Source organism: Fodinibius saliphilus (genome assembly GCF_005869845.1).
In the GTDB taxonomy this organism is placed as follows: domain Bacteria; phylum Bacteroidota; class Rhodothermia; order Balneolales; family Balneolaceae; genus Fodinibius; species Fodinibius saliphilus.
Genome location: NZ_VAWF01000001.1, coordinates 1,193,569 through 1,218,840 on the forward strand (window position 1 = coordinate 1,193,569; position 25,272 = coordinate 1,218,840).

17 protein-coding genes and 1 tRNA gene are annotated in these 25,272 nt (G+C 40.1%); 12 read left to right on the forward strand and 6 right to left on the reverse strand.

The window, feature by feature from the left end; all coding sequences use genetic code 11:
* Window positions 1–3: 3 nt before the first annotated feature.
* The 3 genes from FCN14_RS05000 to FCN14_RS05010 all read right to left on the reverse strand — a co-directional run bounded on the left by FCN14_RS05000 (window position 4) and on the right by FCN14_RS05010 (window position 6,101).
* On the reverse strand, window positions 4–4,560 hold the full coding sequence (locus FCN14_RS05000) for an FG-GAP-like repeat-containing protein (protein ID WP_138429977.1): 4,557 nt from the start codon (window positions 4,558–4,560) through the stop codon (window positions 4–6).
* A 440-nt stretch (window positions 4,561–5,000) separates the two neighbouring features.
* Window positions 5,001–5,600, reverse strand: a complete 600-nt coding sequence (locus tag FCN14_RS05005; RefSeq protein ID WP_171032812.1) for a TlpA disulfide reductase family protein — start codon at window positions 5,598–5,600, stop codon at window positions 5,001–5,003.
* 24 nt (window positions 5,601–5,624) lie between these two features.
* Window positions 5,625–6,101: a DUF411 domain-containing protein gene (locus tag FCN14_RS05010; protein ID WP_138429979.1), complete on the reverse strand. Its 477-nt coding sequence runs from the start codon at window positions 6,099–6,101 to the stop codon at window positions 5,625–5,627.
* Between the two features lie 224 nt (window positions 6,102–6,325).
* On the opposite strand from FCN14_RS05010, the gene FCN14_RS05015 reads away from it, so the two are divergent.
* Window positions 6,326–6,410, forward strand: a tRNA-Leu gene (locus tag FCN14_RS05015).
* An 891-nt stretch (window positions 6,411–7,301) separates the two neighbouring features.
* Here FCN14_RS05015 and FCN14_RS05020 read toward each other — a convergent pair.
* Window positions 7,302–8,402 (reverse strand): hypothetical protein, encoded by a 1,101-nt coding sequence (locus FCN14_RS05020; protein ID WP_138429980.1) that lies wholly within the window; start codon window positions 8,400–8,402, stop codon window positions 7,302–7,304.
* A 116-nt stretch (window positions 8,403–8,518) separates the two neighbouring features.
* Here FCN14_RS05020 and FCN14_RS05025 point away from each other — a divergent pair, with 116 nt between their 5' ends.
* The 7 genes from FCN14_RS05025 (at window position 8,519) to fabF (ending at window position 17,847) form a co-directional block, all read left to right on the forward strand.
* Window positions 8,519–10,927 (forward strand): BTAD domain-containing putative transcriptional regulator, encoded by a 2,409-nt coding sequence (locus FCN14_RS05025; protein WP_138429981.1) that lies wholly within the window; start codon window positions 8,519–8,521, stop codon window positions 10,925–10,927.
* 483 nt (window positions 10,928–11,410) lie between these two features.
* Window positions 11,411–11,740: a hypothetical protein gene (locus tag FCN14_RS05030; protein ID WP_138429982.1), complete on the forward strand. Its 330-nt coding sequence runs from the start codon at window positions 11,411–11,413 to the stop codon at window positions 11,738–11,740.
* A 118-nt stretch (window positions 11,741–11,858) separates the two neighbouring features.
* Window positions 11,859–12,359 carry a hypothetical protein gene (locus tag FCN14_RS05035; protein ID WP_138429983.1) on the forward strand — a complete coding sequence of 167 codons (501 nt, stop codon included), beginning with the start codon at window positions 11,859–11,861 and terminating at the stop codon, window positions 12,357–12,359.
* Between the two features lie 108 nt (window positions 12,360–12,467).
* On the forward strand, window positions 12,468–14,696 hold the full coding sequence (locus FCN14_RS05040) for a TonB-dependent receptor (RefSeq protein WP_138429984.1): 2,229 nt from the start codon (window positions 12,468–12,470) through the stop codon (window positions 14,694–14,696).
* A 685-nt stretch (window positions 14,697–15,381) separates the two neighbouring features.
* A complete protein-coding gene (locus tag FCN14_RS05045; protein ID WP_138429985.1) occupies window positions 15,382–15,927 on the forward strand; it encodes a DUF2867 domain-containing protein in 546 nt (181 codons plus the stop codon).
* Between the two features lie 37 nt (window positions 15,928–15,964).
* A complete protein-coding gene (locus FCN14_RS05050) occupies window positions 15,965–16,552 on the forward strand; it encodes a TetR/AcrR family transcriptional regulator (protein ID WP_138429986.1) in 588 nt (195 codons plus the stop codon).
* Between the two features lie 47 nt (window positions 16,553–16,599).
* Window positions 16,600–17,847, forward strand: coding sequence for a beta-ketoacyl-ACP synthase II (fabF, locus tag FCN14_RS05055; RefSeq protein ID WP_138429987.1), 1,248 nt, complete (start codon window positions 16,600–16,602; stop codon window positions 17,845–17,847).
* 199 nt (window positions 17,848–18,046) lie between these two features.
* Here the strand turns inward: fabF and FCN14_RS05060 are convergent, their stop codons facing one another.
* Window positions 18,047–18,511 (reverse strand): hypothetical protein, encoded by a 465-nt coding sequence (locus tag FCN14_RS05060; RefSeq protein ID WP_138429988.1) that lies wholly within the window; start codon window positions 18,509–18,511, stop codon window positions 18,047–18,049.
* A gap of 734 nt (window positions 18,512–19,245) precedes the next feature.
* Here FCN14_RS05060 and FCN14_RS05065 point away from each other — a divergent pair.
* From FCN14_RS05065 to FCN14_RS05080, 4 genes are all read left to right on the forward strand, one after another.
* Complete coding sequence (locus tag FCN14_RS05065) at window positions 19,246–19,635, forward strand: response regulator (protein ID WP_138429989.1); 390 nt, start codon at window positions 19,246–19,248, stop codon at window positions 19,633–19,635.
* Between the two features lie 146 nt (window positions 19,636–19,781).
* Window positions 19,782–21,284, forward strand: coding sequence for a DUF5343 domain-containing protein (locus tag FCN14_RS05070; RefSeq protein WP_212747573.1), 1,503 nt, complete (start codon window positions 19,782–19,784; stop codon window positions 21,282–21,284).
* 468 nt (window positions 21,285–21,752) lie between these two features.
* Window positions 21,753–22,058, forward strand: a complete 306-nt coding sequence (locus FCN14_RS05075; protein WP_171032850.1) for a methyl-accepting chemotaxis protein — start codon at window positions 21,753–21,755, stop codon at window positions 22,056–22,058.
* Window positions 22,059–22,290: 232 nt separating this feature from the next.
* Window positions 22,291–23,475, forward strand: a complete 1,185-nt coding sequence (locus FCN14_RS05080; protein WP_138429991.1) for an aminotransferase class V-fold PLP-dependent enzyme — start codon at window positions 22,291–22,293, stop codon at window positions 23,473–23,475.
* Here the strand turns inward: FCN14_RS05080 and FCN14_RS05085 are convergent.
* Complete coding sequence (locus FCN14_RS05085; protein ID WP_171032814.1) at window positions 23,472–25,262, reverse strand: ABC transporter ATP-binding protein; 1,791 nt, start codon at window positions 25,260–25,262, stop codon at window positions 23,472–23,474. The genes FCN14_RS05080 and FCN14_RS05085 overlap by 4 nt on opposite strands.
* Between the last annotated feature and the right edge of the window lie 10 nt (window positions 25,263–25,272).

Below are 25,272 nucleotides of genomic sequence, written 5' to 3' on the forward strand. Positions count from 1 at the left end.
CACTTATTTAGCCAGAATCAACTTTCGGGTTGCTACATAACTGCCTGCTTTTAAACGGTATAGGTAAAGACCGCTGGCTAGATTAGAGCCATTAAAGGTTACTTTATACGTACCAGGTTGTTTTTGCTCATCAATAAGCGTTGCCACCCGTTTACCCAGAATATTAAAGACCTCAAGGGTAACTTCCGCTGTTTGGGGTACGGAATAACTTATTTGTGTTGTTGGATTAAATGGATTCGGATAATTTTGTTCAAGCTTAAAGCTATCCGGTATTTTTGAATCTGAAAGTGAAGCCCCCCTTGCCGGAGCCATCTGTACCAAATCTGTTTCACTACCTGCAAGTGTTACCTCTTTATTAGCAGCTACCGTGTATTCTTTGAGCAATTGTCCATCGCCGAATTCTTTCACTACAAAAGAATCATAGTTAGCCAAAGATTCTACTTTGGTTTCAAGTTTAACGGTTGTTCCCGGCAGCTTATTGATTTCGATATATAACCTATCATCTTCTATAAGCGTTGACCCATTTTTAAAACGCGCATCAAAAACCTTGCCTGGTGGCAACGGGGGTAATAAGTAACTGGCCCTAATTGCTGTTTCAGCTAACGAACCGCCAAAATAGAGTGTACGCTGGTGTTTTCCCGCCGATATGATCACTTTGTCAAAGGTATCTTCAACCTCTTTTGAGGTCTTGGCAAAGGAGGATTTCTCTTTGGCCACCGTGCTACTTGTTAATAGCTCAGGATGTGTAAGTGTTATACTAGCTGCATCCGAAGCCCGGAGCCAATAGCCAACACCGGGACGAATAGTATCAGTTTGGGCATAACTTTGATCAAAAGAATAGATAGTACCGGGCACAATAACATTGTTTTGATCTTTAATATCGGTCACATCAAGCGCTCCCCCAACTCCGCTTACCAAGTTCCAGCCCTTTTTCAGATTAAGCGTAAGCTCTGTCTCCGGTAATCCTGTAAGCTCTCGCAGATCCTGTGCTGAAATTTTCATCCAGTAACCCTGCCCTGCTTTAATACTTTCCACTTGCTGATAAGTGCCGTTATACTCATATACAGCCCCATTGCTAACAACAGACATCAGGGAATCGATATCTGTTTGTGCTGCATCAACCGGCAAGCCTATAAGGTTCCAACCTTCTGTGAGATTATAACTTTGTGTTTGGGAGAAGATGCCCGCAACTGGTACCGATGCTGCTCCAATATTATTATTTACATCACGAGCTTTAACCCCAAAATTATGAACCCCTTCAAAACTACTTTGCAATAAATAATTATTGCTGGTACTTCGTCCGAGGACCTTTTTTACCGCACTGCCGGCAGCATCAGTTTCATACACCAAATACTCCCCAATATCCTGGTAACCTTCGGGTTGCCAGCTTATTACTTTTTCTCCATTCTCTTCGTTCAAACTAACGGAAGATACCGATGCAGGTGCCAGATTATCATAGGCCCGTCCGATTGCAGTGTCACTTCGTGCAATCACACCTACTCCCGATTCAAATATCTCTAACCGGAATACATAGCTGTTGTCTACACTATCTACATTGGTAGGTTGATTTTTATTCACTGTTACATCAACAAATTGTGCCCCTTCACTAGATGGTGAAACAGTTTTAAGATTAGTCCAATCACCATTTTCGGTCATTCGCCATACGCTCCAGCTATCAAATCCGTAAATATCCTGGCTCAATGCATCCATAAAAAAGCCACCTGCATGAACACGAATTCTATTCCCCTGGTCATCAGGTACGTCTTCGACCTTGGTAATAGCCAAGGGTTTGGGCAGAGTATACCTGTAAACCCTGCTGGATTGAAAAGCATCATTATTGTCGTTTGGCTGTGCTAACACTAAGTCTATCTCCCCATCATCATTAAAATCGCCCACAGCCATTCCATGTTCTCCGCCCAGCCCTGATCCTTTATTTGGGGCCTTAATGGCAATTTCAGGCAGTGAATTAGCACTATTAAATGTAAATAAAGCAGCATGAGAATTCCCGCTACCGGTACCAACCACAAGTTCATCTCTACCATCATTAGTAAAATCGGCCACGGTCTCAATCTGTCCCCGATTTTGAGCTAATACGCCATTATCATCAGCACCATTGGTAAAGGTAAAGTCAGGAATCGCCAAACTTCGATCATACTGTGTATCAAATGCAGTACCTCCGTTATATATATAAACAAGCGGAGGAGTATTCGTCATTTCGGAATACGCACTCAACGCACTCACCGCAATATCATTATGGCCATCTCCCGTAAAGTCACCGGCTGCAATTCCCAAACCAAATCCGGAGGTGCTTTGCGGAGCAGTGAGGGTAACATCCGGAGAAGAAAAAGAGGGACTCCCAGTTCCATGATAAATATATGCCTCGCCCACACTGCTGTTTGTTTGAGTGCCAGCAAATGGAGCTCCCACTGCAAAATCATCAATTCCATCAGCATTTATATCCCCGAGTCCGGCCCCACTTTCACCCGCCGACATATATTGGGTGCTGGGCGGTGCAACAGAAATAGTAATATCAGGTGCGGTCTGGGAACCGATGGTACTGTTACCAAAAAAGAGGTAGACATCATTAATATATTCACGATCATATAATGAATCAGGAGGTAATGCATTTGCCGCCGAACCAGACCCTATCAAAAAGTCCTCAATCCCATCGTTATTAACATCCCCTATATTCTCTGCATTAACCAACGCCGGATAATCAACAGACTGAAAATTAGAGGCACTAAAAGTATTATCTGCCGTTACATCCATTGAAGAACCTCCAAAGAAAATCGAAATAGTAGCAGATGTTTGATCCTCATTCACTCCTGGTATCACAAGATCTGCAACACCATCATCATTAAAATCACCGCCAGCTATGCCTCTGGGGTTATAATTTAAGTTTATAGTCTTGTCTGGAGTAGACGAAAGTGTGGCCCCGCCAAAAAATATTTCCACTTTGTTGAGGTTGTAAAAAGCAATAACAAAATCATCAATACCGTCATTATTGAGATCGCCTACTTCTTCTGTTGCTGCCACCCTGCTATAGAAATTTTCCAGGGGATATTGATGGAAGGTTGAGCTGTGACTTTCACTGCCACTTTGAATACCTGCCAGAATGCGTCGGCCAATTGTTGGAGTAGAAATGTCAAACTCACCATGCCCAATCACTGCATCATCCACTCCATCACCGGTAAGATCGCCAAATCCTCCATGGGGATTAAATTCTGCCCTCCACTCCCAATTCGAGCTATTATTACCGCTTAAGGTTACATCCAAGCTGAGCTTGGTATTCATATCGCCCGGGCCATAAGCGATATAGGCCTTTTCATTGGGATCGGTGGTATCGGCTATCACAAAGTCATCGATACCATCATTATTCATATCTCCCATGGGATACAGCGGACCATTAAACAAAGAAATAGGCGTATTCTGATACTGTGAGTTGGTAGCATCATATGGCACCAAGTATTTGGGCTCTTCCCAATTGTGACCTACAAATATCTCCAGATAACTATCACCATTGTAATCAAGAAGATTTAGCGTGCTCGATTCAGCCGACTGTAAAAAAGCGTTGTATGAAAAGCTTTGTTCTGTTGTCACAGCATCAGAAGGAAACATGGATTGGGCAGTAGTATCTATCTCAAAAATCTTGATCTGGCCATCAGAATCGGGGTATCCGCTGAGCTCAACAATCTCTGAAATGGAATCTCCATCTATGTCATCAACAGCAACACTTTTATTGTTATTCGTTAATAGTCCGCTAAACATTTGTGGACTAAAATCGGTGCTTTGCAAAGTGCGTCCCCATGTAATAGAAAAGTCGCCATTATAGGTCGAATACATGAAAACATCATCAAAACCATCATTATTTATATCATTAAATGCGAGCATATTTTCTTGTATGCCCTGGAGCACAACGGATGTTTTTTGGTAACCTGAAGGGGAACCCGTATAAATATAGGGAGTGTCATCATTGTTTGATGGATACTGTAGAAAGCCCGGCTCAAAAGCTACTGCATCCGCATAACCATCACCGTTAATATCTCCTATCGGTACCAACCTCCGATAGATAATCTGATCGGGGGTACCAATGGTATTACCACCATAAAAAACAGCAGTTTTCCATACCTGATCTTCCAGTGCAGCAGTACGCTCATCACGTGCTGGACTGCTTACGACATAATCATTTATACTGTTACCGGTTCCGCTGCTGTCACCGTTAATATTACCGGCGGGTTTACCCTGATCAAAGAGCACAAAGTTATTAGCAGGGTCAGTATTGGGATTCCTATTCCAACTTTGATCATTAATAAAAGCCGTATACTTTTCATTAAGCGTCGGCAGATCTACCCCGTTTTCAACAGGAGTCAATTCCCCATCATCGGATTCCAGATGGCGTTGTATCTGCTCCAGCTTCTTCTGATAGAAGGGCGGATTTATTTTCTCACTCCACGTCTTTTGTTGAGCCATAAGTTCGACAGGAATACTTAAAACAATCCCCAATACAATAAAATATACAGCGCAAAGGAGAGCTGAACGTTTACTGCAAATAGATTCCATAACTGATACCCGGTCATTATGTTAGTTTTAAAACAATGCAGCCGTACATATTAGCTTTTACTTAATACCCAATATCGTTGTAATAGCCGGCCTTTACTGTAAAATGTTTTGGTAGTAAATGGATCTTTACTTAAACCCAATTATCGGCGGTAAAGAACAAAATATTAAGGAGTCAACAGGAAGGCTTGGCCCATATACTTAACCTACCTTTTACTAAACTGTACCCCTTTTCAATATGGCCCCGTTACCTAAATTTGCCACAACTACATAATCTTCATAACATCTCTAAAAGTCAAAAATATGAGCGCTTTCCCTTACAAAGGTTCTATTCTTTCAAAATCTCTCAAAGCGATGCTATAAAAAACTTTGGAAGAAAGAGAACAAACACTCATATATAAAAAAATTGGGCTCTTATTCGGTCGTTGTTCCACCGCAGCAGACTACGATTTTTTATTCTCCTGACCTACATCCAACAGTTTCTGAAGGCGAGGTTCCAGCTCTTTCTTGGTAAGAGCGCCCACCGCAAAATACTGAAGGTTCCCTTTGGGACCAATGATATATGTAGTAGGTACCCCCATAGTAGGTCCGTATTTATCCATAATTGTGCCATCATCTATCACCATAGGATAATTAACATCATACTTATCCATAAATGGCTTCACCACCGACTCGCCCTGCTCATCAATCGAAACCCCCAGCACGAGCAGCCCCTTCTCTTTGTATTTATTATAAAGATCTACAAAATCTGGCGTCTCTTCCTCACAGGGCGCGCACCAAGTAGCCCATATATTAAGCATAATAACCTTACCCCTGTGGTTTGACAGCTGAAAGGAGTCGCCGTTGATAAGGGTAACCTTAAAATCGTTGGCCTCTGCTTCTGCCTGTGCCGGATAGAGCGTTGCCGAATAGGGATCTAGCTGCTCAAGCGGTTCTTTAGGAGTTGATTTCTTTTTTTCTTTGCCGTTGTTACAACCGACCAGTAATAAACCGACAGCCAAAATAACCATCGTAGAAAAAGAAATTCGTGAAGTCTTAAACATATGTATCAGTTCCATCTTTTAACCTTAATGCTGGGCAAAAACTTCGGTACTGCCGTCATTCTTAAGCAATAGCACGTCATAGGGTTCATTAAGTGCCGTATTCATACCCGGCGAACTTGCCGGCATTCCCGGCACTACTAATCCCCTGGCATCGGGTTGTTCGCGAAGCAAGCGCATAATATCTTCGGCGGGCACATGTCCTTCAACCACATAATCACCGACAATTGCAGTATGACAAGCACCCATATTCCGGGGAATACCCTGCTCTGCTTTTACGGCATTAAGGTTCTGGGCATTGATACTTTTTACAGTATATCCACTGCCCTGCATATAATCTGCCCACTTCTCACAACACATACAGCCTTCATTTTTATACATCACTACATCAGCCTGCTGCTGGTTGGGCTGGTTGGCGTAATAATCGTTGATAATATACCAGATGGCACCACCGGCTACGAGGATAACGGCACCGGCATAGGCTAAGAATCGAGAAGGTTTCATGAAAATAATGGGTTTAACTTTGAATCAATATTTAAAAAATATGGCTCGTAACTTACCACTAATTTATAGAGATGGCTAACGCCAATTCTACTTGTATATTATTTAAATAAACGCAAAAAAATGTAATAGAAGTTGTTACCATAATGGCTCAAAAAAATAGAACTCCCCGTTGTAGAAGTGCTGGAATATATGTTATATTTGGGACCGTTATAAAATGACATACTGCCCGAGTGGCGGAATTGGTAGACGCGCCGGATTCAAAATCCGGTGGCCATTGCGGTCGTGTCGGTTCGAGTCCGACCTCGGGTACTCAAAGCTAGGTTCTTATATAAAAGAGCTTAGCTTTTTTTTGTTAGAAGATCACCCTTTAAAAAAGGTAAAACAGGTTTCATATAACTGGACACTCTCTTCTTCCTACCCTTAGCTTCATATTCATCCAATAATCTTCTTATACAAACCTTTTCCTCACTCTGCAATGCAAGATGAGCAGCCACAACTGGTTTTTGTGATCGTGGACAGTTTACCACTCCTGCATTAGAACTTTGGCAACTCAAAATGCTACCATTACTGATTTATTATCTAATAACATCATATTTCATTCATCCTGAAAATATAAACTCATTATCAAGCTTCTACACCGCCCTGATACTTAGTCTCGGGATCTTTGGCTGTTCTTCTCCATCGGAGGCAAAACGAGCTTAAAATGGAAAAGTTAAAAACCAAATCCACTGGGCTATGGAGATGTTTCTCTATCCAAAAAACGACTCTCCTAATGTTCTATCGATTGTTAGTTCTCCAGTAGTTAGCTGATACATGCCCTAAAAGACTACGTCGTTAACTATCCTTGATGAAGCTAAGATAACAATTGAAGAACGAACACTTGAAGGGGTTACTGGTACCATACTAGTTAAAGTATACAATTAATAAAACTGAGCAGATCAAAATTACAGGCAGATTCAAGATTCTGAAATATAAATAATAACTGCTTTATCCAGTCCAATAAACTAGATCCCCCCCCGTTTGGGTTCTAAATTTCTCCATTCCTTATCCATTTATGATTGAGTATCAGAAAAATAAATACGATATAAATATAAAAAGCCCTGACGTGATACATGATGTCAGGGCTTAAATTATTGAGCTATACTCAAGTCCAAGACTAGTCATTACAGTGAGTGTGATTAAACTCAATACTCATTTATTTCACTTGCCAGCTGTATTGCCGAAAGGTACAGTGAATGTTTTCAGCATTCCTTTTGCATCGGGATCAGGCACTTCCGCTATCCATGCATAATCACCGGGTTTCAACTTAATTTTAAAATACGCCTTATTACCACCTAACATTTCCATTGCTCCTCCCAGGAAAGTAGCTCCGTCGGGGGCACGGTTTACGAGACCGTCCATTTCAGTCCAGTCCATCCAGGTTCCCAGTTCGTCAAGCAACTGCGAATTATACCCATTTTCAAAATATACCAGCTGAACATTATGGCCTAAAAGGTGTTCATAACCAAAAGGCGGTTGTTCCCCGAAATGAATGGCAACGGTATGCGCCCCGGGACGTACAAGGTCTGGGTTTTCTATTCCTGATTGTGAAACCATAACGTCCATAGTAGCTCGTGGTTCCCGTTCACCAGAAGACTGCCCCGTTACGGTAATCATTTCAAGCATCCCGTTATAGGAATGGAATTCACCATTTTCATCCCTTACATAACATTCGGCAATATAAACCCCTTCCGTGAGATGCACTGTCGTCTCTGATATCTGTCCCGGTGATGTGATTCCGGGCCCACCAACCGTCACAGCATTAGGGAACCAGGGGGCGGAAGACAGCACCGCACTAAATAAATTATTCACAAAGACTCCAAAACTGATATCACCGTTTATATAAGGATTCCATTCTGCTTGAAAAGGAGCAGTTACCGTTTGATACCAGTGTTCCAGAAGTGTTTGGTTAGCAGACTCGGCGGCATCAATCGCTGCCTGCGGTACTTTATATAGTAAAAAGAAGTGATCAGCATGAGTGGCATTATTTAAACGAAAGTGTATCCATCCTTCCGGCACTTCATTTATATTCAGGTTAAATAGGTGTTCATTGGAATCGTGGTTGTGCTCGGTGGTTATTTCTACCACATTTGGCCCGCCTTTTACAACAAATTTTGACTCCTGTTTACTTATCTCATTACTCTCACCGTTTTCTTCGTCAAAAGAAACACTTTGAAAGTCAGAGCAACCTGATAACAGCATTAAGAATACTACCAAAAAAGCTGTAAGTCGCTGATGAAAGAACCATGTTAGATATTTCATAAAACCTCGTTTTAAGTGAATAGATTTTAGTTCAGCAACATAATAAGGAAGCACTCTTTGTTTAATCCGTTTTTCCTCTTAGATTGCAACTAAGAGAGAACTTATTCTATTGTGTTATGGTTAACTTTCGCATTCTTGGCTCCATATCCCTCCAGAAAGACAACGAAGAGTATGGTCACACTTTTTTAAATGGTCCAAAGAAACTAGCTCTTTTCACCTATTTGGTGCTGGCACGCCCACGCGGGTATCACAGAAGAGATAGGTTAATAGCTATTTTTTGGCCCGAGATAGGGCAAAAAAATGCCAGAAATGCGCTCAGTAACCTTCTTTATAATATTCGGGATGCCCTGGGAAAGGAAACTATAATTAATAGAGGCACGGAAGAAATAGCCATAAATAGCGATCTGGTACAGTGTGATGCCATAGAATTTGAGAAGGCATTGGATAAAGGGCAATTCAGGAAATCAGTTAACCTTTATAAGGGGGATCTACTCCAAGGCTTTCATGTAAAAAATACTTCAAATCATTTTCAGGACTGGCTTGATATAGAAAGGAACAGACTCCGAAAACGGGCAGCTGATGGATACATTTCATTTTCTAATGAATTAGAAGAGAATGGTAACATCAGCCATGCAGTTGAGATGGCTGCAAAAGCGATAGAATTACAACCTTTGTCCCCGAAACACCAAAGCAGTTATTTGGAACTGTTGCTTAGCAATGATCTAAAGATTAGTGCTATAAGAGCCTATGAGAAATATAAATTGCATTTGGAAAAAGAGTTAGGGGTACAACCTCCTGATGACCTGCAGGTACTTGCCAGAAAACTAAAAAGTCAATATTCATCTCCCAAAACACAAGAAGTAGAATTACCACGGGCCGTAGAAAATCCCCAACTTCCCTTCCCTGTTGAAAAATCGAAGGCCAACACTGCCGATAAGAATACAAGAAAAATCAACGGGGGATCGGGGCCCACTCCCTTCACATCCCAGTATGAAAAACGGAATTACTGGCTGCTAGGTATAATTACTGCTGGAATCCTGGTTCTGATAGCAGGAATTTATACTTGGAGCTGGCAGCCAAACCAACAACATGCCGGCGTAATTGGCCAAGATCATACGGTAGCCGTTTTGCCATTCACATACATCAATGCACCGGACAGCATTGATTATTTTAGCATCGGAATGACAGAAGAGATCCTTACTAAGTTAGCACGTATTCCCGACCTCTCGGTGATCTCTCGAACTTCGGTAATGCAATACCAGGGACAAAAAAAAGATATTCGTCAAATTGCCCGTGAACTTGGTGTTAACGCGGTTGTTGAGGGGAGCGTGCAAAAGGCCGGGAACGATATCAGGATTACCGCTAAATTAATAAATGCCCGAACAGGGCATAACATATGGACGAAAAGCTACGATAGAAGAATGAAAAACATTCTTTTAGTACAGAGTGAGGTTGCAACTCATATAGCAAATAGGCTCCAGGCTGAATTGCTGCCAACAAAACTTCAGAATAGTTCCAACCAGAGAGATGTCAATAATACGGCTTATCACCTTTATCTGAGAGGTAAGTATTTGATGGATATGAATGAACCCAGCAATATTTTTAATGCCGTTGATTACTTTGAACAATCTATTGAAATAGACACTACATTTGCTCCGGCCTATTCTGAATTAGCATTGGCATTTCAACGTCTGGGCCGAATTTCCAGATTCGATAAAGATGTGATAGGAGTTGATGGAATATCTATTGAAAACGCATCAAGCCTAGCAATGAAAACTTCTGAAAAAGCTCTTTCTCTTGATTCAACAATGGTGAATGCTTACTTGGTACAGGCCATTGTCTCCGGGTATTGGTATAGAGATTGGATAAAGAGTAGAAGTTCATTCGAACGGGCATTGGAATTGAATCCCAGCCATAGTGAATCATTGGTTGAATATGGATGGTATCATCTTAGAATGGGCAATATAAATGAAGCCTTGATTCAAATGAAGAAAGCAGTAAACCTTGATCCGGTCTCATGGGCTAGCCATCACGGCTTAGGTTATGCCTATTACTGTGCACGTAATTATGAAAATGCCATTATAGAGCTGGAGACTTCTCTAAAACTTGGCAGCTTATATCCCAATACAAAAAAGTATTTGAGTACGGCCCGTTTAAAACGGAGCCAACAACTGTTTAATAAGGGCAGAGAAGCAGAAGCCATTGCATTGATTGAAAATGCGAATACGATGCTTAATGAAATATGGGGACATAATACCGGCTGGGAAAAAACCATTATCTCTGCAGCTATGGGTAAAAGAACTGAAACGCTCAAAAGCTTTGACAATGAATCTTTGCCAATAGCTCCACGCCTCTATTCTTCACTATTAATTGGTGAGACCGAAATTGCATTACGACTTATTGATCAGAATTTAAGATTTAATCATCGCGTATTTAAGGATCCCATTTTCGATTCAATTCGTAACGATATAAGATTTAAGAACTTAGTTGAAAAGAAACTTGAACGAAAAGTTGATGTCCTTTAAATACTAAACAAATGTTTCCTACCTGATTTTTAAAAAACTTATGCATACGTGGTTTATGAAAATCGTTGCGTACTTATGGGCCTGCTATCGTCGGTTCCCAGCACCCGAAGGTGCTGTTGCCCACCAGGTTGATGTGGAAAAGACTCCCGTCTTTGATCACCACCAGTGACTGTCGTCCATCACGTAGAACTGCCAAGACCCCCTTTCAGTTTTTTGAGGATGCATTAACCGTCGCCGTTGTAGTTGACAATGACCGTGTTCCCGCTGGCCAGGGCAAATTGGGAACGAGTAGTTGCGTTAACGGTTTGATATAAAAACAGTAAAAGAAAACTATTTTAAATTTCATAAATCGTACGTAATATAAACGCTTATAAATTTACGTCAATTGTGACACACAACGATGTAGCATTTAATAAAAATTAAAAGTACTTCAATTGTAGATCGAACGTTAATTCGTAAATTGATTCTTCATAAATAAAAGAAATGTTTAAGCGTAGTATAAAATTAGGTATTGCTTGGTCTCTCGTTGCCTTTGTGGCTTTGGGACTGACTATTTCTACGCTTCACTCCCACCATGAATTACAATGGGATCATCACCATCCGGAAGATACAACTGACACCGGAAACTGTATCTCTCAAGATGAAAGCCATTGCCCCATTTGTGGAATCTTTCTGAAAAGTAATTTGCCCAATCCCAGCTCTGGTGATTTGGCCTTTTTCTTTTCAAGGGAATTTAAAATTACCGTTGATCTTATTTCCCATTCTGTTTTTGAAATTGTCAATAAAGGACGCTCCCCTCCCCTCACGGGCTAATTATTTTTCTTCAAAAGTATAATCAATGATTGAACAGGGATAGCTCGCTGAAGTGGGTCTGGTGTACTATACCGTCAATCAATCTCAATATCCTTTATTACAACTAATTAATAGATCAATGGAAAAGACATCTTTTATTACCAAAACTATATTTTCTCTTACCTTGGCCGTAGCAATTTTGACAACCGGATGTGGTAATCCTGCTAGTTCTGATGACGACCATAATGAACACACCGAGCCATTTGGACTCGTGCTTGTCATGAACGGTGAAACAGTCATGGAATACTTCGATGGAAAAGTCACGGGCCACCTGCATGTTGAGGAAGGTGGAGCAACACCCCTTGTAACCGTTGAATTCCTAAATAAAGAACGTGAGCATATCCACGACGAAGATCTCGGTGACGAATATAACCTTGGTTGGAATATTGAAGACGAGAGCATCCTTGGAATCGAGCAGCATGCAGAAGATGGCCGCTGGAGCTTCCATTTTCAGGGAAAGAGTGTTGGAGAATCCAGAGTACAGTTCCAGCTGATGCATGGCGATCACTCTGATTTCGAAACTCCTGCCTCTAACCAAGAAAATGCCATTGAAATCCATGTTGAAACCCAGAGTTCATAAAGGATTATGCGGATTCGCCAACTGATATAATCAGGTAATTATTAAAAATTAAACAGGTGGGCAAGATGGTTTGGGTATTGCTTGCCTGCCTGTTTTATAAATTTTGTTATGAACTACTATACCTTAACTTTCCTAATACTATTTATCGGGGTTTTCCCAAATTTTGCGCTAGCAGATGATTCTGGAGTGTTATCCGGCCGTGTGGTTGATCGGGAAACCTCAGAGCCTGTAGCTTATGCTTACCTTCATATTGAAGAACTTAATCGTACAATTACGGCTCACAGCGACGGTACTTTTCAATTTAGCAACCTGCCGGCGGACACCTATACCCTTTCTGTATATCGGATAGGGTACCAAACACTTTCGCAAAGATTAACCATTACTGACGACAAGACCACTGAGATAACTATCTCACTAAAACCAACCGTGCTTAATTCTGATGCACTTGAAGTGATAGGCTCTGCGGTACACAGTGAATCCAATTTGGAACATGCATCCAAAACAATATCGGGAACAGAACTTCGCAAGGATCTCGGTACCACCCTTGCCAGTACACTGGATGAGATTCCTGGGTTTGGTTCACGATCAATGGGATCAGCCCCCAGTAGACCGGTAATACGTGGATTAGGCGGTAAGCGACTATTGATTTTGCAAGATGGAGAAAAAACGGGAGACGTTTCTTCCCAGTCGGCAGACCATGCGGTAACGGTTGACCCAATGGCGGCTGAAAAGATCGAAATTGCCCGCGGACCTGCGGCACTTCAATATGGTGCTAATGCTATTGGAGGCGTAATTAATATTGTACGCAATCAGATTGCTACCGTTCAGCCCCAACACCTACACGGCACAGCCAGTTTGCAAGGAGAATCAGTCAATATGGGGGCAGTCGCCGGACTCGAAACCAGTCTTCCGCTGGGCAAACATATTGCTTTAAAACTGGATGGGAACATGCGTAGCGCCCAAAATATCAATACTCCTGAGGGTGAACTTAAGAACTCGGGAATTCTGTCAACCAATAATGCCATGGGGCTCAGTTACATTCAGCCATGGGGTCATGTCGGACTTGCCTCCAGCATGTATCTTAATACCTACGGTATTCCCCCTGATCCTAATGCCGGACATCCCAATGGGGCTAATATTGAGATGCAGAAATACCAGGCAGAAGTCGGGTCAGAAATAGTCTTGGAAAATTCGGTATTCAAATCTATAAAAGCAGATATCTCGTATAAAAATTATTATCACCGAGAAATAGAATCGAGTGGTAACATTGGAACTGAATTTGGCATGCTGACCGGAAATGCCTCAATATTTACCCGTCATGATGAACTCGCATTTTTTGATAAAGGGAAGATTGGACTCTGGGCAGAAGCCAAAAACTATGCTGTTCAAGGTGCACGCACACCCAATTCCGATTCGTATAGCCTATCAGGTTATTTCATAGAAGCTAAGGATATCGGTTCGCTTCACCTTGAGCTCGGTGCTCGATTTGACTATGTCAATACCATCCCTGCCCAAAAAGATCCTATTTCACAAATCGGCACCATTCGTGAGCGTTCCTTTAATGCCCTTTCCAGCTCTGTTTCCATTATTTATAATCTCGGAAAAGGGTTTCACACAGGGACTGCACTGATGCACTCTTTCCGGGCTCCTTCACAGGAAGAGTTGTATTCAGAAGGGCCCCACCTTGCTTCCTATTCCTATGAAGTGGGCAACCCTGACCTGGAACCAGAACGCGGGCTAGGTAAAGAATTATTTTTACGATATAAAACAACTACTGTCAGAGCTGAACTAAACCTTTACCACAATTCCTTTGACAGTTATATCTACCCTCGTAATACCGGGAGTCCGAGTCCCCGTTTACCTTCATTGAATATCTACCAGTTTATCGGTGTCGATGCGGTGTTCCAAGGGTTTGAAGTCTCCTCACAGCTGCAAGTGTTAAACAGTTGGGCTCTAACAGGATCGGTAAGTTATACCCACGCTCATAGTAAAATAAATAATACTAATGATTCAGGATGGCAGCCATTGCCAATGATTCCTCCGCTGCAAGGAACGGGGAGCATTACCTATGCTGAGGGAGATCTGCGGCTGGGAACCAAGGTTCACTTTGCAGCTAAACAAAGCCGAACCGGTGAGTTTGAAACACTAACAAATGAATACATAGTATTTGATCTGTTCACACAGTACCGCTTCCAGTCGGGAAACCTGCTACACACTTTTTCTCTTAATATTGAGAATCTATTCAACACCACTTACCGTAACCATTTGTCTCGAATAAAGGAAATTACACCTGAACCGGGTATTGGAGCATCACTACTCTATAGAGTGTACTTCTAGTGAAGTTTAAAAAAATAACTGCTTATATCTCATATCCTCGGATAAGCTTAAAATAATGTTTTTGCAGCTGCAGCAGATAAAACAGTTACTCACTATAAGGAAGAGCAGAAACTTCGCGATGGCCCCAATGACTGGGCATTCTGCAAACGGGCTTATTTACCCAAATTTCAACTTATGCATATCGGAATGATACTGTACAAGTTAACAGACCTGATTGCTTAAAACGGGGACTACTAAATCACTGCAATACTTCAACGAAAGTTTAAATTTTAATATGACTAAAAAAGATTCAAGATGATATCACTATTACAGCTGTTCATCCATAAATTTATATTAATTTCCAGAGAAATACAGTAGATATAAACTTTTCTTTACCAATATTATCCCGATTATTTCAATCTGTTTTCAAGGAACGGTGCTGTTTCAAACACCAAAGTCCTTACTCTTAACCATTTAGATAAATTTTTAAATTTCCTTGAATCCCAAAATAAGATAAGTTATTTCTGTTATTACTTGTCTCCAAGCTGGAATTCAATAGTCTCACCAAACATCTATACAATTGAGGAAATAAAGGTATTTTAATTTTGATATTAGATCTAAACTTTTCATCCTTTCAAGATCTATTTTAAGAATTACAAATTAAACCTGGCATAAAGAGCTGGAAGAACACACTCAAAATCAAGAGATGGAAATTACTAAAACCACACCACCCGATAGCTCTGTACTCAGAGCTACCGAAAATAATTATCACTATGTAGACAGCTTTCAAGGCACTCTTAAAGCCAAACACCATGACACTACCCCTAAAGAAATAGCCAAAGCATTTTTTTCCAGCGAACCGAAATGGATTACCAATTTATTTTCTCTGCGGAATACTATTGTTTCCGTTTTTGGCCTTAAGACGCCGGTAAAGGTAAATAACAGGGAAAGAATATTGAATAATTTCACCTGTGACCCTGGTGAACAAATCGGTCTTTTTAAGGTCATAAACAAAACAGATAGTGAAATTATTTTGGGAGAAGATGACAAACACCTCAACTTCAGGGTTTCCATGCTGATTGAGCCTTACAAAAAGAAATCCCAGAAAAGAAAATTGATTATTACCACAACCGTTTCCTTCCATAACTGGCTTGGACGAATCTACTTTTTACCTGTAAAACCTTTTCACAGGCTGATTGTCCCTACTATGTTACAAAGCACTATCCAGAATCTTGCCAAGCAAGATAATTAGTTTTTGAGATTCATATACCGATCAGTATATTTCAAACATGATACGATCAGAAAAAACCCGGAAGTTAATCATAAAGAAGACAGCTCCCATTTTTAATAAAAAGGGATATACCGGTACACATTTATCAGATTTGACAAAAGCGACCGGCTTAACCAAAGGAAGCATCTACGGTAATTTTGAAAACAAAAATGAAGTCGCCTTAGAAGCCTTTAGGTTTAACTATAGTCAACTGCTAAATAAAATCAATCAACGCATTCAGTCGGTTAATAAGGCAGATGAAAAATTACTGGCCTTTCTCCAATACTACAAAGATGAATATCAGACTATCTTCAATCGCGGGGGATGTGCCATACTTAACACAGCCATTGACGCCGATGACGGTAACAAATTGTTGCGATCGGAAGTTGTAAAAGCTCTCTCAAATTGGAAACAAAGACTCAATAATATTATTGAAGAGGGGATTGCCAACAATCAAATTCAAAAAGTTGACAGCCATAAATTAGTCAATCAGATCATTGCCCTCATTGAGGGAAGTATTATGATGGCAAAGACCATGAATGAACCCAAAATTTTGATTGATAACATCCGACTGCTCGAAAATAAAATTAAACAATTGAAACCATAAAAAATTTTAACCCACTATATACCGAACGGTATATAAAAAATAAGCTTATGAAAAGAGTAGTAATTACTGGCCTTGGTGCCCTTACCCCCATTGGTAGCAACACCTCAGAATATTGGAATGGATTGCTTAATGGGCAGTCCGGAGCAAATAAAATCACAAGATTCGATACTACAAAGTTTAAAACAAACTTTGCCTGTGAGCTAAAAAAGTATGATCCAACCTCCTATTTTGATAAAAAAGAGATTCGAAGGCTCGATCGGTTTAATCAATATGGACTTATTGCAGCTGAACAGGCAATAAATGATGCAGGTCTCAATTTCAATAAGCTTAACACCGATCGCACTGGTGTAATATTTTCAAGTGGCATTGGTGGATTTGAAACATTCGAAAAAGAAACGTTGAGCTATGCTGAAAATGACTATACCCCACAATTTAACCCCTTCTTTATCCCAAAAATCATTGCAAACGGTATTGCCGGACAACTATCTATAAAATATAAACTTCGTGGCGTTAACTATACCCCGGTAACGGCTTGTGCATCATCAACAAATGGTCTTATTCAGGCATTTAACTATATAAAATGGGATAAAGCGGACCTTATAATCACAGGTGGAGCTGAAGCCCCAATTACCGAATCTTCAATCGGAGGTTTTAATACCATGAGAGCCTTATCTACAGACAACTCAAACTTTAAAACAGCCTCTTGCCCTTTTGACACCGATAGGGACGGATTTGTACTTGGTGAAGGTGCCGGTGCGCTTGTTATTGAAAGTTTGGAAAATGCCCTCAAGAGAGACGCAACAATCTATGCTGAAATAGTAGGTGGCGGTGAAAGTTCTGATGCTCATCATATTGTTGCAACTCATCCCGAAGGGGAAGGTGCCCTTTTAGCAATGAGTAAAGCCATTGAGGAAGCAAAAATCACCCCTTCTCATATTGATTACATCAATGCTCATGCAACATCAACCGGGCTAGGTGATTTATCTGAAATAAAAGCGATTGAGCGACTCTTTAAAAAAGATCTTGATCAACTGCAGATCAGTGCCTCAAAATCTATGATCGGACACCTGCTCGGTGCAGCCGGGGCTGTAGAAGCAATTGCAACATGTCTGAGTCTAAATAATAATCTTATTCCACCTACCATTAATACAAGAACTATTGATGATCAGATACCATCGCCAATAAACCTGACGCTTAAAACCAAAATACAAAAAAAGATCACCTATGCACTAAGCAACAGTTTCGGTTTTGGCGGTCATTGTTCAGCAGTTGTGATGAAGAAGTATAACCGCTAACTGTTTAAAAAAAATGAAAAAACAACCTGCAATGATTAATTACATTTCTGAAAACAAAACAGCCTATTTATAAAAAGCTTTTAATTAAAGAAAATATCTATTCTCAAAATAGATTGGCCACGTTTATGCTGTCATTCAATTCGTACTTATGCTGTTTTCGGTATACAGACAAATAATCTCAACTTAAATATTGAGGACCCTACTTGATTACCCCTTTTCGTTTTTTGTAGTTAATCCACCGAACGCCAAATCGTTTCATATTCACTTTATCCCGAAACTTTTTAGCTGTTTCCATCACCTCGTCATACTTCTTGGAATAATCCTTCTCATCAGGAACTCCCACCTTAAATGACTTAACTTTTTGTTCATCATTTTCGTCAATATAACTAACTCCTAAGTATACAACGCCATTTTTGGTAGTCTTGTGAATACCTAGCTCACCGGTCACGCTATTTTTATACTGAATCTTTTGGTCCGGATTGCGAGCAGACTCTTCCCACTCTTTGATCCAGTTATCGCGATATTCGATTGCTTTTTCCTTAGCTTCTTCCCAACTGTCGAAATTACGCCGACGAAAGCGCTTACTTACCTTCCTATGGTCACGTTGTATACGTACCCAATAGCCGCGAAAATTTTCGTCATCAACCTTAGTGATATTTTTCATTATTCAGACCCCTAAACTTAACCTAAATGCTCTTTTTAACTTAACCTAGTCGTACCCTTAATTTCCCCGAATATATAAATATATATAGAAACTGCCCACAATTTTTAGTGACGCAAGATTTATTGGGAAACCTATCTTAGGTTCAATTAATTTATTAATTCAGGATGGAATTATACAAATATTTTTTTTGAACCTGCCAAAATGAAGGCATGCCCTCCACTGGTTTCCTGAAATGGATTTAGCCTACATTCATTTACTTTTAAATTGTGAGTTTTTTATTAAAAGATGCAACAAAAAAGAAAGAAGTATATTAATATTTCTTATGGGAATAGATAGAAGATATAGGTTAAACCCATTCATTTCAGATATTTACAGGTTTGAAATACCTAAAATAGAAATCTCTTTATCTAGACTATTATATAATTTCGCGCCTTTTATAAACTGTATCTACTCCCCCCCTCGTGATTAAGCGTTTTCCCGGGTACTATAATCCGACTCTGCAAATCATCTGCAATAGAAACTTTTGCCATTAGATCTACTTGAGGTCATACATTGAAAAGAAGTTTGTTATAATTAAATTAACGGAGCCTAACTGCATTCTTTACTTATTTTTTTATTTAACCCTCTTTTAATGATCAGCTTTATATAATTTCTTTAAAATTTAGGGAAGCAATTGTTTTAATGAATCGATTTTTGCATTATTACGCCACATTAATTTGCAGTTACCACGCTCCATGAGTACTGATATATCTACAGACGCAAAAAAAATTCTTATTGTTGAAGATGACAATATTCAGCAGATTATTCTTGAACGTATCATTGCTCAAATGGGCCATACGGTCATTGGTTCCAGTGCTGAAGGGACCAAAGCTATTGAATCAGCATTGCGAATTGGGGCTGTTGATCTCATTTTAATGGATATTAACCTAGCCGATGATATAGATGGTATTGAAGCCGCAAAAGAGATTAGCAAACACCGCAAAGTTAAACTCGTCTACATCACTGCTTCCGAAGATCCGGGCAAACTGGAACGAGCAAAAGAAACCGACTTTATAGCATATCTGCATAAACCAATTTCACAGGATATTCTCGAAGAGACTTTTGCAAAAGCCTTTCCCAATTAAATACCCCCCTTTTGACAGCCTGTAAACCATCATTCCGTTAAATAACTTTCATCCCTTCCGACTTTATCTGCCATTCCAGGATACACATAATGTTAAAAGTTTCTAATTGGCGCATTTACTTATAAATGCGCAACATGAACTTACAAATGGAACTTACAAATATTAAGGGTATGAAAGTCTCAGAAGCCTTCTTAGTTAATACAAAGAATTTTGATACTATCATCAATGCACTGGCAACCTATGACGCTGATGACATTGTAATAGATTCTGATCTGCTTGAACGTCTTGGTTATTCTGACCCCAATGACCTGTTGGTTATCCGATTACTTAAAGATTTAAATATCATCAATAACGACGGGAAACCAAGTACTCATTTTAAAGAGTTTCAAAATCCAGAAACTACAAACCTTGCCTTAGCAAAGGGGCTTACAACAGCTTATGAGGATATCTTTAACAATTATCCTAAGCTTTACCAGTCTAAACCCGATGAAATTAACAATGCTTTTCTAGAGGTTTTTAAGAATCACAAAACAGAACTTATTATTAAATACATCTCTAATACCTTTTATAAGATGGTTAACTATGTAGGGGTAAGTACGATAACAAAAGCTCTAAATGAAGATACTGACGAAGACTCTCAACCTGTTGAATCAGAAGCAGCTGTACTAACCCAAAACGGATCCTATCGTACTAAAAACTTACCTTCTGGTGAAACTATCGGTAAATCTGATGTCGAGGATATTATCAACAGGTTAGCCGGTTCACATAATACCATTGAAGCTAATATCCCCAAAGAAGGTAAAGCAGATTCAATTTCTGAACAAACTGAGACACCAACGCCAGCACAATCTGTTTCGGAGAACCAAGAAGACCCGGAACCATTCGAAGAATCTTCAGAAAAAAAGGAAAAGGACGACACAAAAGACAGCAACAGTCAAAACATCGACGATAAGAATCCTATCGATCTGAATATACCACTCAACGAAACTGAAAGAACAGAGATAAGTACCAAGAATAGTACTTCAAAACAGAAGTTTGTACAAAAGGCATTATTACGGAAGTCTGATCTCCTGTTTAAAATGAAGCGATGGGAACAACTGATTCCAACTCTGGAAGAAATTATTAACCGCTACGACACCAAAAAATATCCCACACTAAAAAAAGAAGTTTCCAAAACAATAATGCGAAGAGCAATATCTTTGTTAAAGCTCAATCGCAATGAAAAGGCTCTACCTGCCCTAGACCAGGTCATTAATAGATTTAAAGATTCGGATAACCCCGAACTCTATAACCAGGCTTCTCATGCTATGCTACATAAAGTGCAACTCCTGGAAAAGACCGGTAATTCTAAAGAATTGCTGCCTCTTTATAATACAATCGTAAATCGTCTTAATGACAGTTCTGAAATTCAGATGCTTGAAAAGCTTGATGATATTTATTTAAAACGTTTTGATCTTATTCTTGAATCCAATAACGAGGACGAAATTTTAGATGCAAGTTCTAAGTTAATTGATCGATTCAAAGGCAGTGGTAAGCATACCGACTATATTCAAAAAGCGATGATAAAGCGAGCCGAAATGTTGGACAACATGAACCGAGATGAAGAAGCACTGAAAGCCTACAATCAGTTTTTGGGTATGTTTGGATAATAGTTCTTGTTTTCTCCCATCTCAGCAATAAAACATCCGACTCCTGTCGCTCCTCATCTGGGATAATACCCCTATCTCGAAAGGTTTCATAAATAAAGACCTTTTATCATAAGAAAAAAATAAGTCTTAAGTTTTTTTCTTTCCCCGATAATCCCATAAACAGAAGACGGGTAGGACATAATACCACCTTATTTCGGTATGATGCACAATATGAAGAAAATGATGAATAAATTGCGTGATATCGTGCGTACTATAAAAACCAATAGTATTAATATTTCCGCAGCAAGTAATGAACTAAACATTTCATCACAGGAATTATCCAGCTGAGCAAGTGAAACCGAGGAGATAGCAGAAGCGGCTTCAACTGATATTAGCCGTGGAAGTGAGACTATTTTTAAAACAATTGATTCGATGCAAACTATTGCCGGCAAAATCTCAATTATTGGTGATATTGCACGATAAACGAACCTGCTAGCTCTAAATGCAGCAGTTGAGGCAGCCCGGGCAGGCAATCATGGAAAAGGGTTCGCTGTAGTTGCCGAAGAAATGCGGGGCCTTGCAGAGCAGAGCCAAGAGGCTGCTGTTGAAATTAATGACCTCTCTGAATCAAGTATGTCGGTAGCTCAAGAATCAGGTCATATCTTGAAAGAGATGGTACCTAATATTGAAGAAACAACTGATCTCGTTAAGGATATTGCCACCTCCAGTGTGGAGCAAAGTACTGGGGCCGATCAAATTAACGCTTCTATACAACAAATGAACGAAGTTTTATAAAAGAATGCTACAACGGCCCAAGAACTCTCTTCCAGCTCCGAAGAGCTAAGTAGCCAAGCTAATCAAATGAAGGATATGATAGTTTTTTCAAACTTAATGATTACCCCCCATTAAGCATAGTAACCCTCAGGCAGTGGCAATTGAGTTTGCTACTGCCTTTTTTATTGTTGACTGTTAATGGGATTCCTTTTTTAATAAAGAATGAAATTCACAATAATCAGTAATAATTGCAATGAATATAGATAAGCTTCGAAACCAGACCCCCGGCACTTCTCATGTGATCCATTTTAATAATGCCGGAGCTTCTTTAATGCCCTCTACTGTTTCTGAATCTGTTATATCCTTTCTCAAAAAAGAAACATTACGAGGTGGATATGAAACTGCAAATAACTACCGAGACCAGATTGACCAAGTTTATCCAGTTATCGCAACTTTCATTAATGCAACTCCCCAGGAAATAGCTCTTCAAGAAAATGCAACAATGGCCTGGAATATGGCTTTCTGGGCTATCGATTTTCAGCCGGGGGATCGTATTCTTACTTCAGTATCAGAATATGCCAGTAACTATATTGCCTACCTAAAGCTTCAAAAAATGATGGATATTTCGGTTGAGGTTATTCCCAATACAGATGCTGGAATGACTTCTGTAGAAGCTCTTTCATCCATGTTGGATGAAAAAGTTAAGCTGGTGAGTATTACTCATATCCCGACCAACAGCGGGCTTGTAAATTCCGTTGAACAGATTGGCGACATCATTAAGCCCTATTCCTGCCTGTATTTGGTTGATGCCTGTCAGTCTGTAGGACACTATCCCGTAGACGTAAAGAAGATCGGTTGTGATATGCTTTCGGCAACCGGACGCAAATATCTTCGAGGCCCCCGGGGAACGGGCTTTCTTTATGTCAACAATGAGATTCTTACTCAGCTAACCCCTCCTTTTCTTGATTTGCACTCTGCAGAATGGATCAAAAAGGAAGAGTACCGTGTGCGAAATGATGCACGGCAATTTGAAAATTGGGAAACCAACTATGCAGGGGTCATGGGCCTTAAAGAGGCCGTTTCATACGCTACAAACTTGGGAATTTCTAATATTTGGAAACGCATTACAACTCTCGCCTCAACTCTCCGTAACACACTCTCTCAAATATCGAATGTATCAGTTCATGATATCGGTACAACCCAAGGAGGTATTGTTACCTTTACGATTGATAATATATCGGCTGAATTGATACAACAAAAACTCTCCAGTAATGATATCAATGTAAGCGTCTCGAGGAAAAGCAGTACGCGACTTGATATGGAACAACGAAGTTTGGATCAGTTAATTCGAGCTTCGGTACATTACTACAATACAGAGAAAGAGATTTCAACATTTAGCGATGCCGTTCGGGCAATATCTACACAGGCTAACCCTTAAGCTGATTTTGAAGTGGGCAACAGCTCATCCTTATATTGTAATTCATACAGCTTGCGATAGATACCATCTTCTTTTCCGAGCAACTCCTGATGGGTTCCTGTCTCCCGAATTTTGCCTTTATGCATAACTAATATTTTATCAGCACCCTGTATGGTTGATAAGCGGTGAGCAATGACTATGGATGTTCTTCCCTCCATCATTTTATCACAGGCCTTATTAACGACTTCTTCGGTCTCAGAGTCAACACTTGACGTAGCTTCATCGAGAATTAATATATTGGGATCGTACACCATGGCGCGAATAAAACAGATAAGCTGACGCTGCCCCATCGATATTGATTTTCCCCGTTCAGCCAATTCATAGTCAAATGTCCCGGGAAGCTTGTTAATAAAACGATCAGCTTCAATTTGATGAGCTATCTTTTTGACTTTCTCTTCTGAGATATCGGGGTTACCCAGCGTTATGTTTTCCATGATGGTACCTGAAAATAATGCATTATCCTGGAGTACCAGAGCAAAATTTGTTCGTAATTCATCGAGCTTGATTTCACGAATATCAACACCATCTAATTTTATAGATCCACTATCGATATCATAGAAACGCAATAATAAGTTAATAATGGTCGATTTGCCGGCCCCTGTAGCCCCAACGATTGCAATAGTTTCTCCCGAATCTGCTTCAAAAGCGACTTCTTTGAGAACCGTTTCTTCATCGTTATATCCGAACCAAACATCTTCAAATTGAATACGTCCTTCTCTATTCTCAATCGTTTTGGGATCTTCCGGATCGGTAATTTCATTTTTAGTATCCAGAATATTGAAAATACGTTCTGAGGATGCCAGAGCTGACTGTAAGGTATTAAACTTCTCTGAAAGTCCGCGTATGGGCCTAAAGAAGTCTCGAACATACTGTACAAAAGCGACCAGTATACCAAATGTCACTTCCCCTCCCATCATAGCACGCCCGCCGCCATACCATATGACTAATGCCATGGCAAGACTTGCTATAATCTCAATGGCCGGCCAAAAAATGGCAAAGTAAAAGATCGTCTCTATATAAGCATCTTTATGTCCTTTATTGATCTTACGGAATTTTTTACGCTCGCGCTCTTCCTTATTGAAGAGCTGCACAATAGACATTCCATTGATATGCTCTTGGACAAAAGAATTAAGACGGGATATTTGGTCCCGTACCTTTAAAAAAGATACCCGTACCTTTGCTTTAAAAAGAAATGTGGCATAAAAAAGTAGTGGTAATACAGAAATAGCAACCAGTGAGAGCTCCCAACTCATGCTGAACATAAAGTAAAGGATAAAAAACAGGCGGAACATATCCCCGATTATGCTAACTACTCCATCACTTAGTAGATCACTCAGTGCCTCAATATCACTGGTTGTACGTGTTATAAGTCGACCTATGGGAGTTTTATCAAAAAACTGTACGTGTAAAGACTGTATTTTTTCAAACACAGCATTACGCATCTTAAATAACGTACCCTGCCCGAACCAGCGTGTTAAATAGGTGTTGGCGACGAGTAGAAAAAACTCTCCGACAAGGGCACCAACGAGCAGTATAATGATCCATAGTAAGCCCTCGAAATCCCTGTTTCGGATATAATCATCGATAGCAAGCTGAGTCAGCTTGGGACGTATTGTTCCCAAAAAGGCGGCACTGAGAGTCAATACAATGCCAAGCAGTACATACCACCGATATGGTCGAATAAATTGATAAAGCCGCCTAATCAGATCCGAGTCAACGGCTTTATCATCTTCCTTATTTTTGTTCACGCTATCGAAG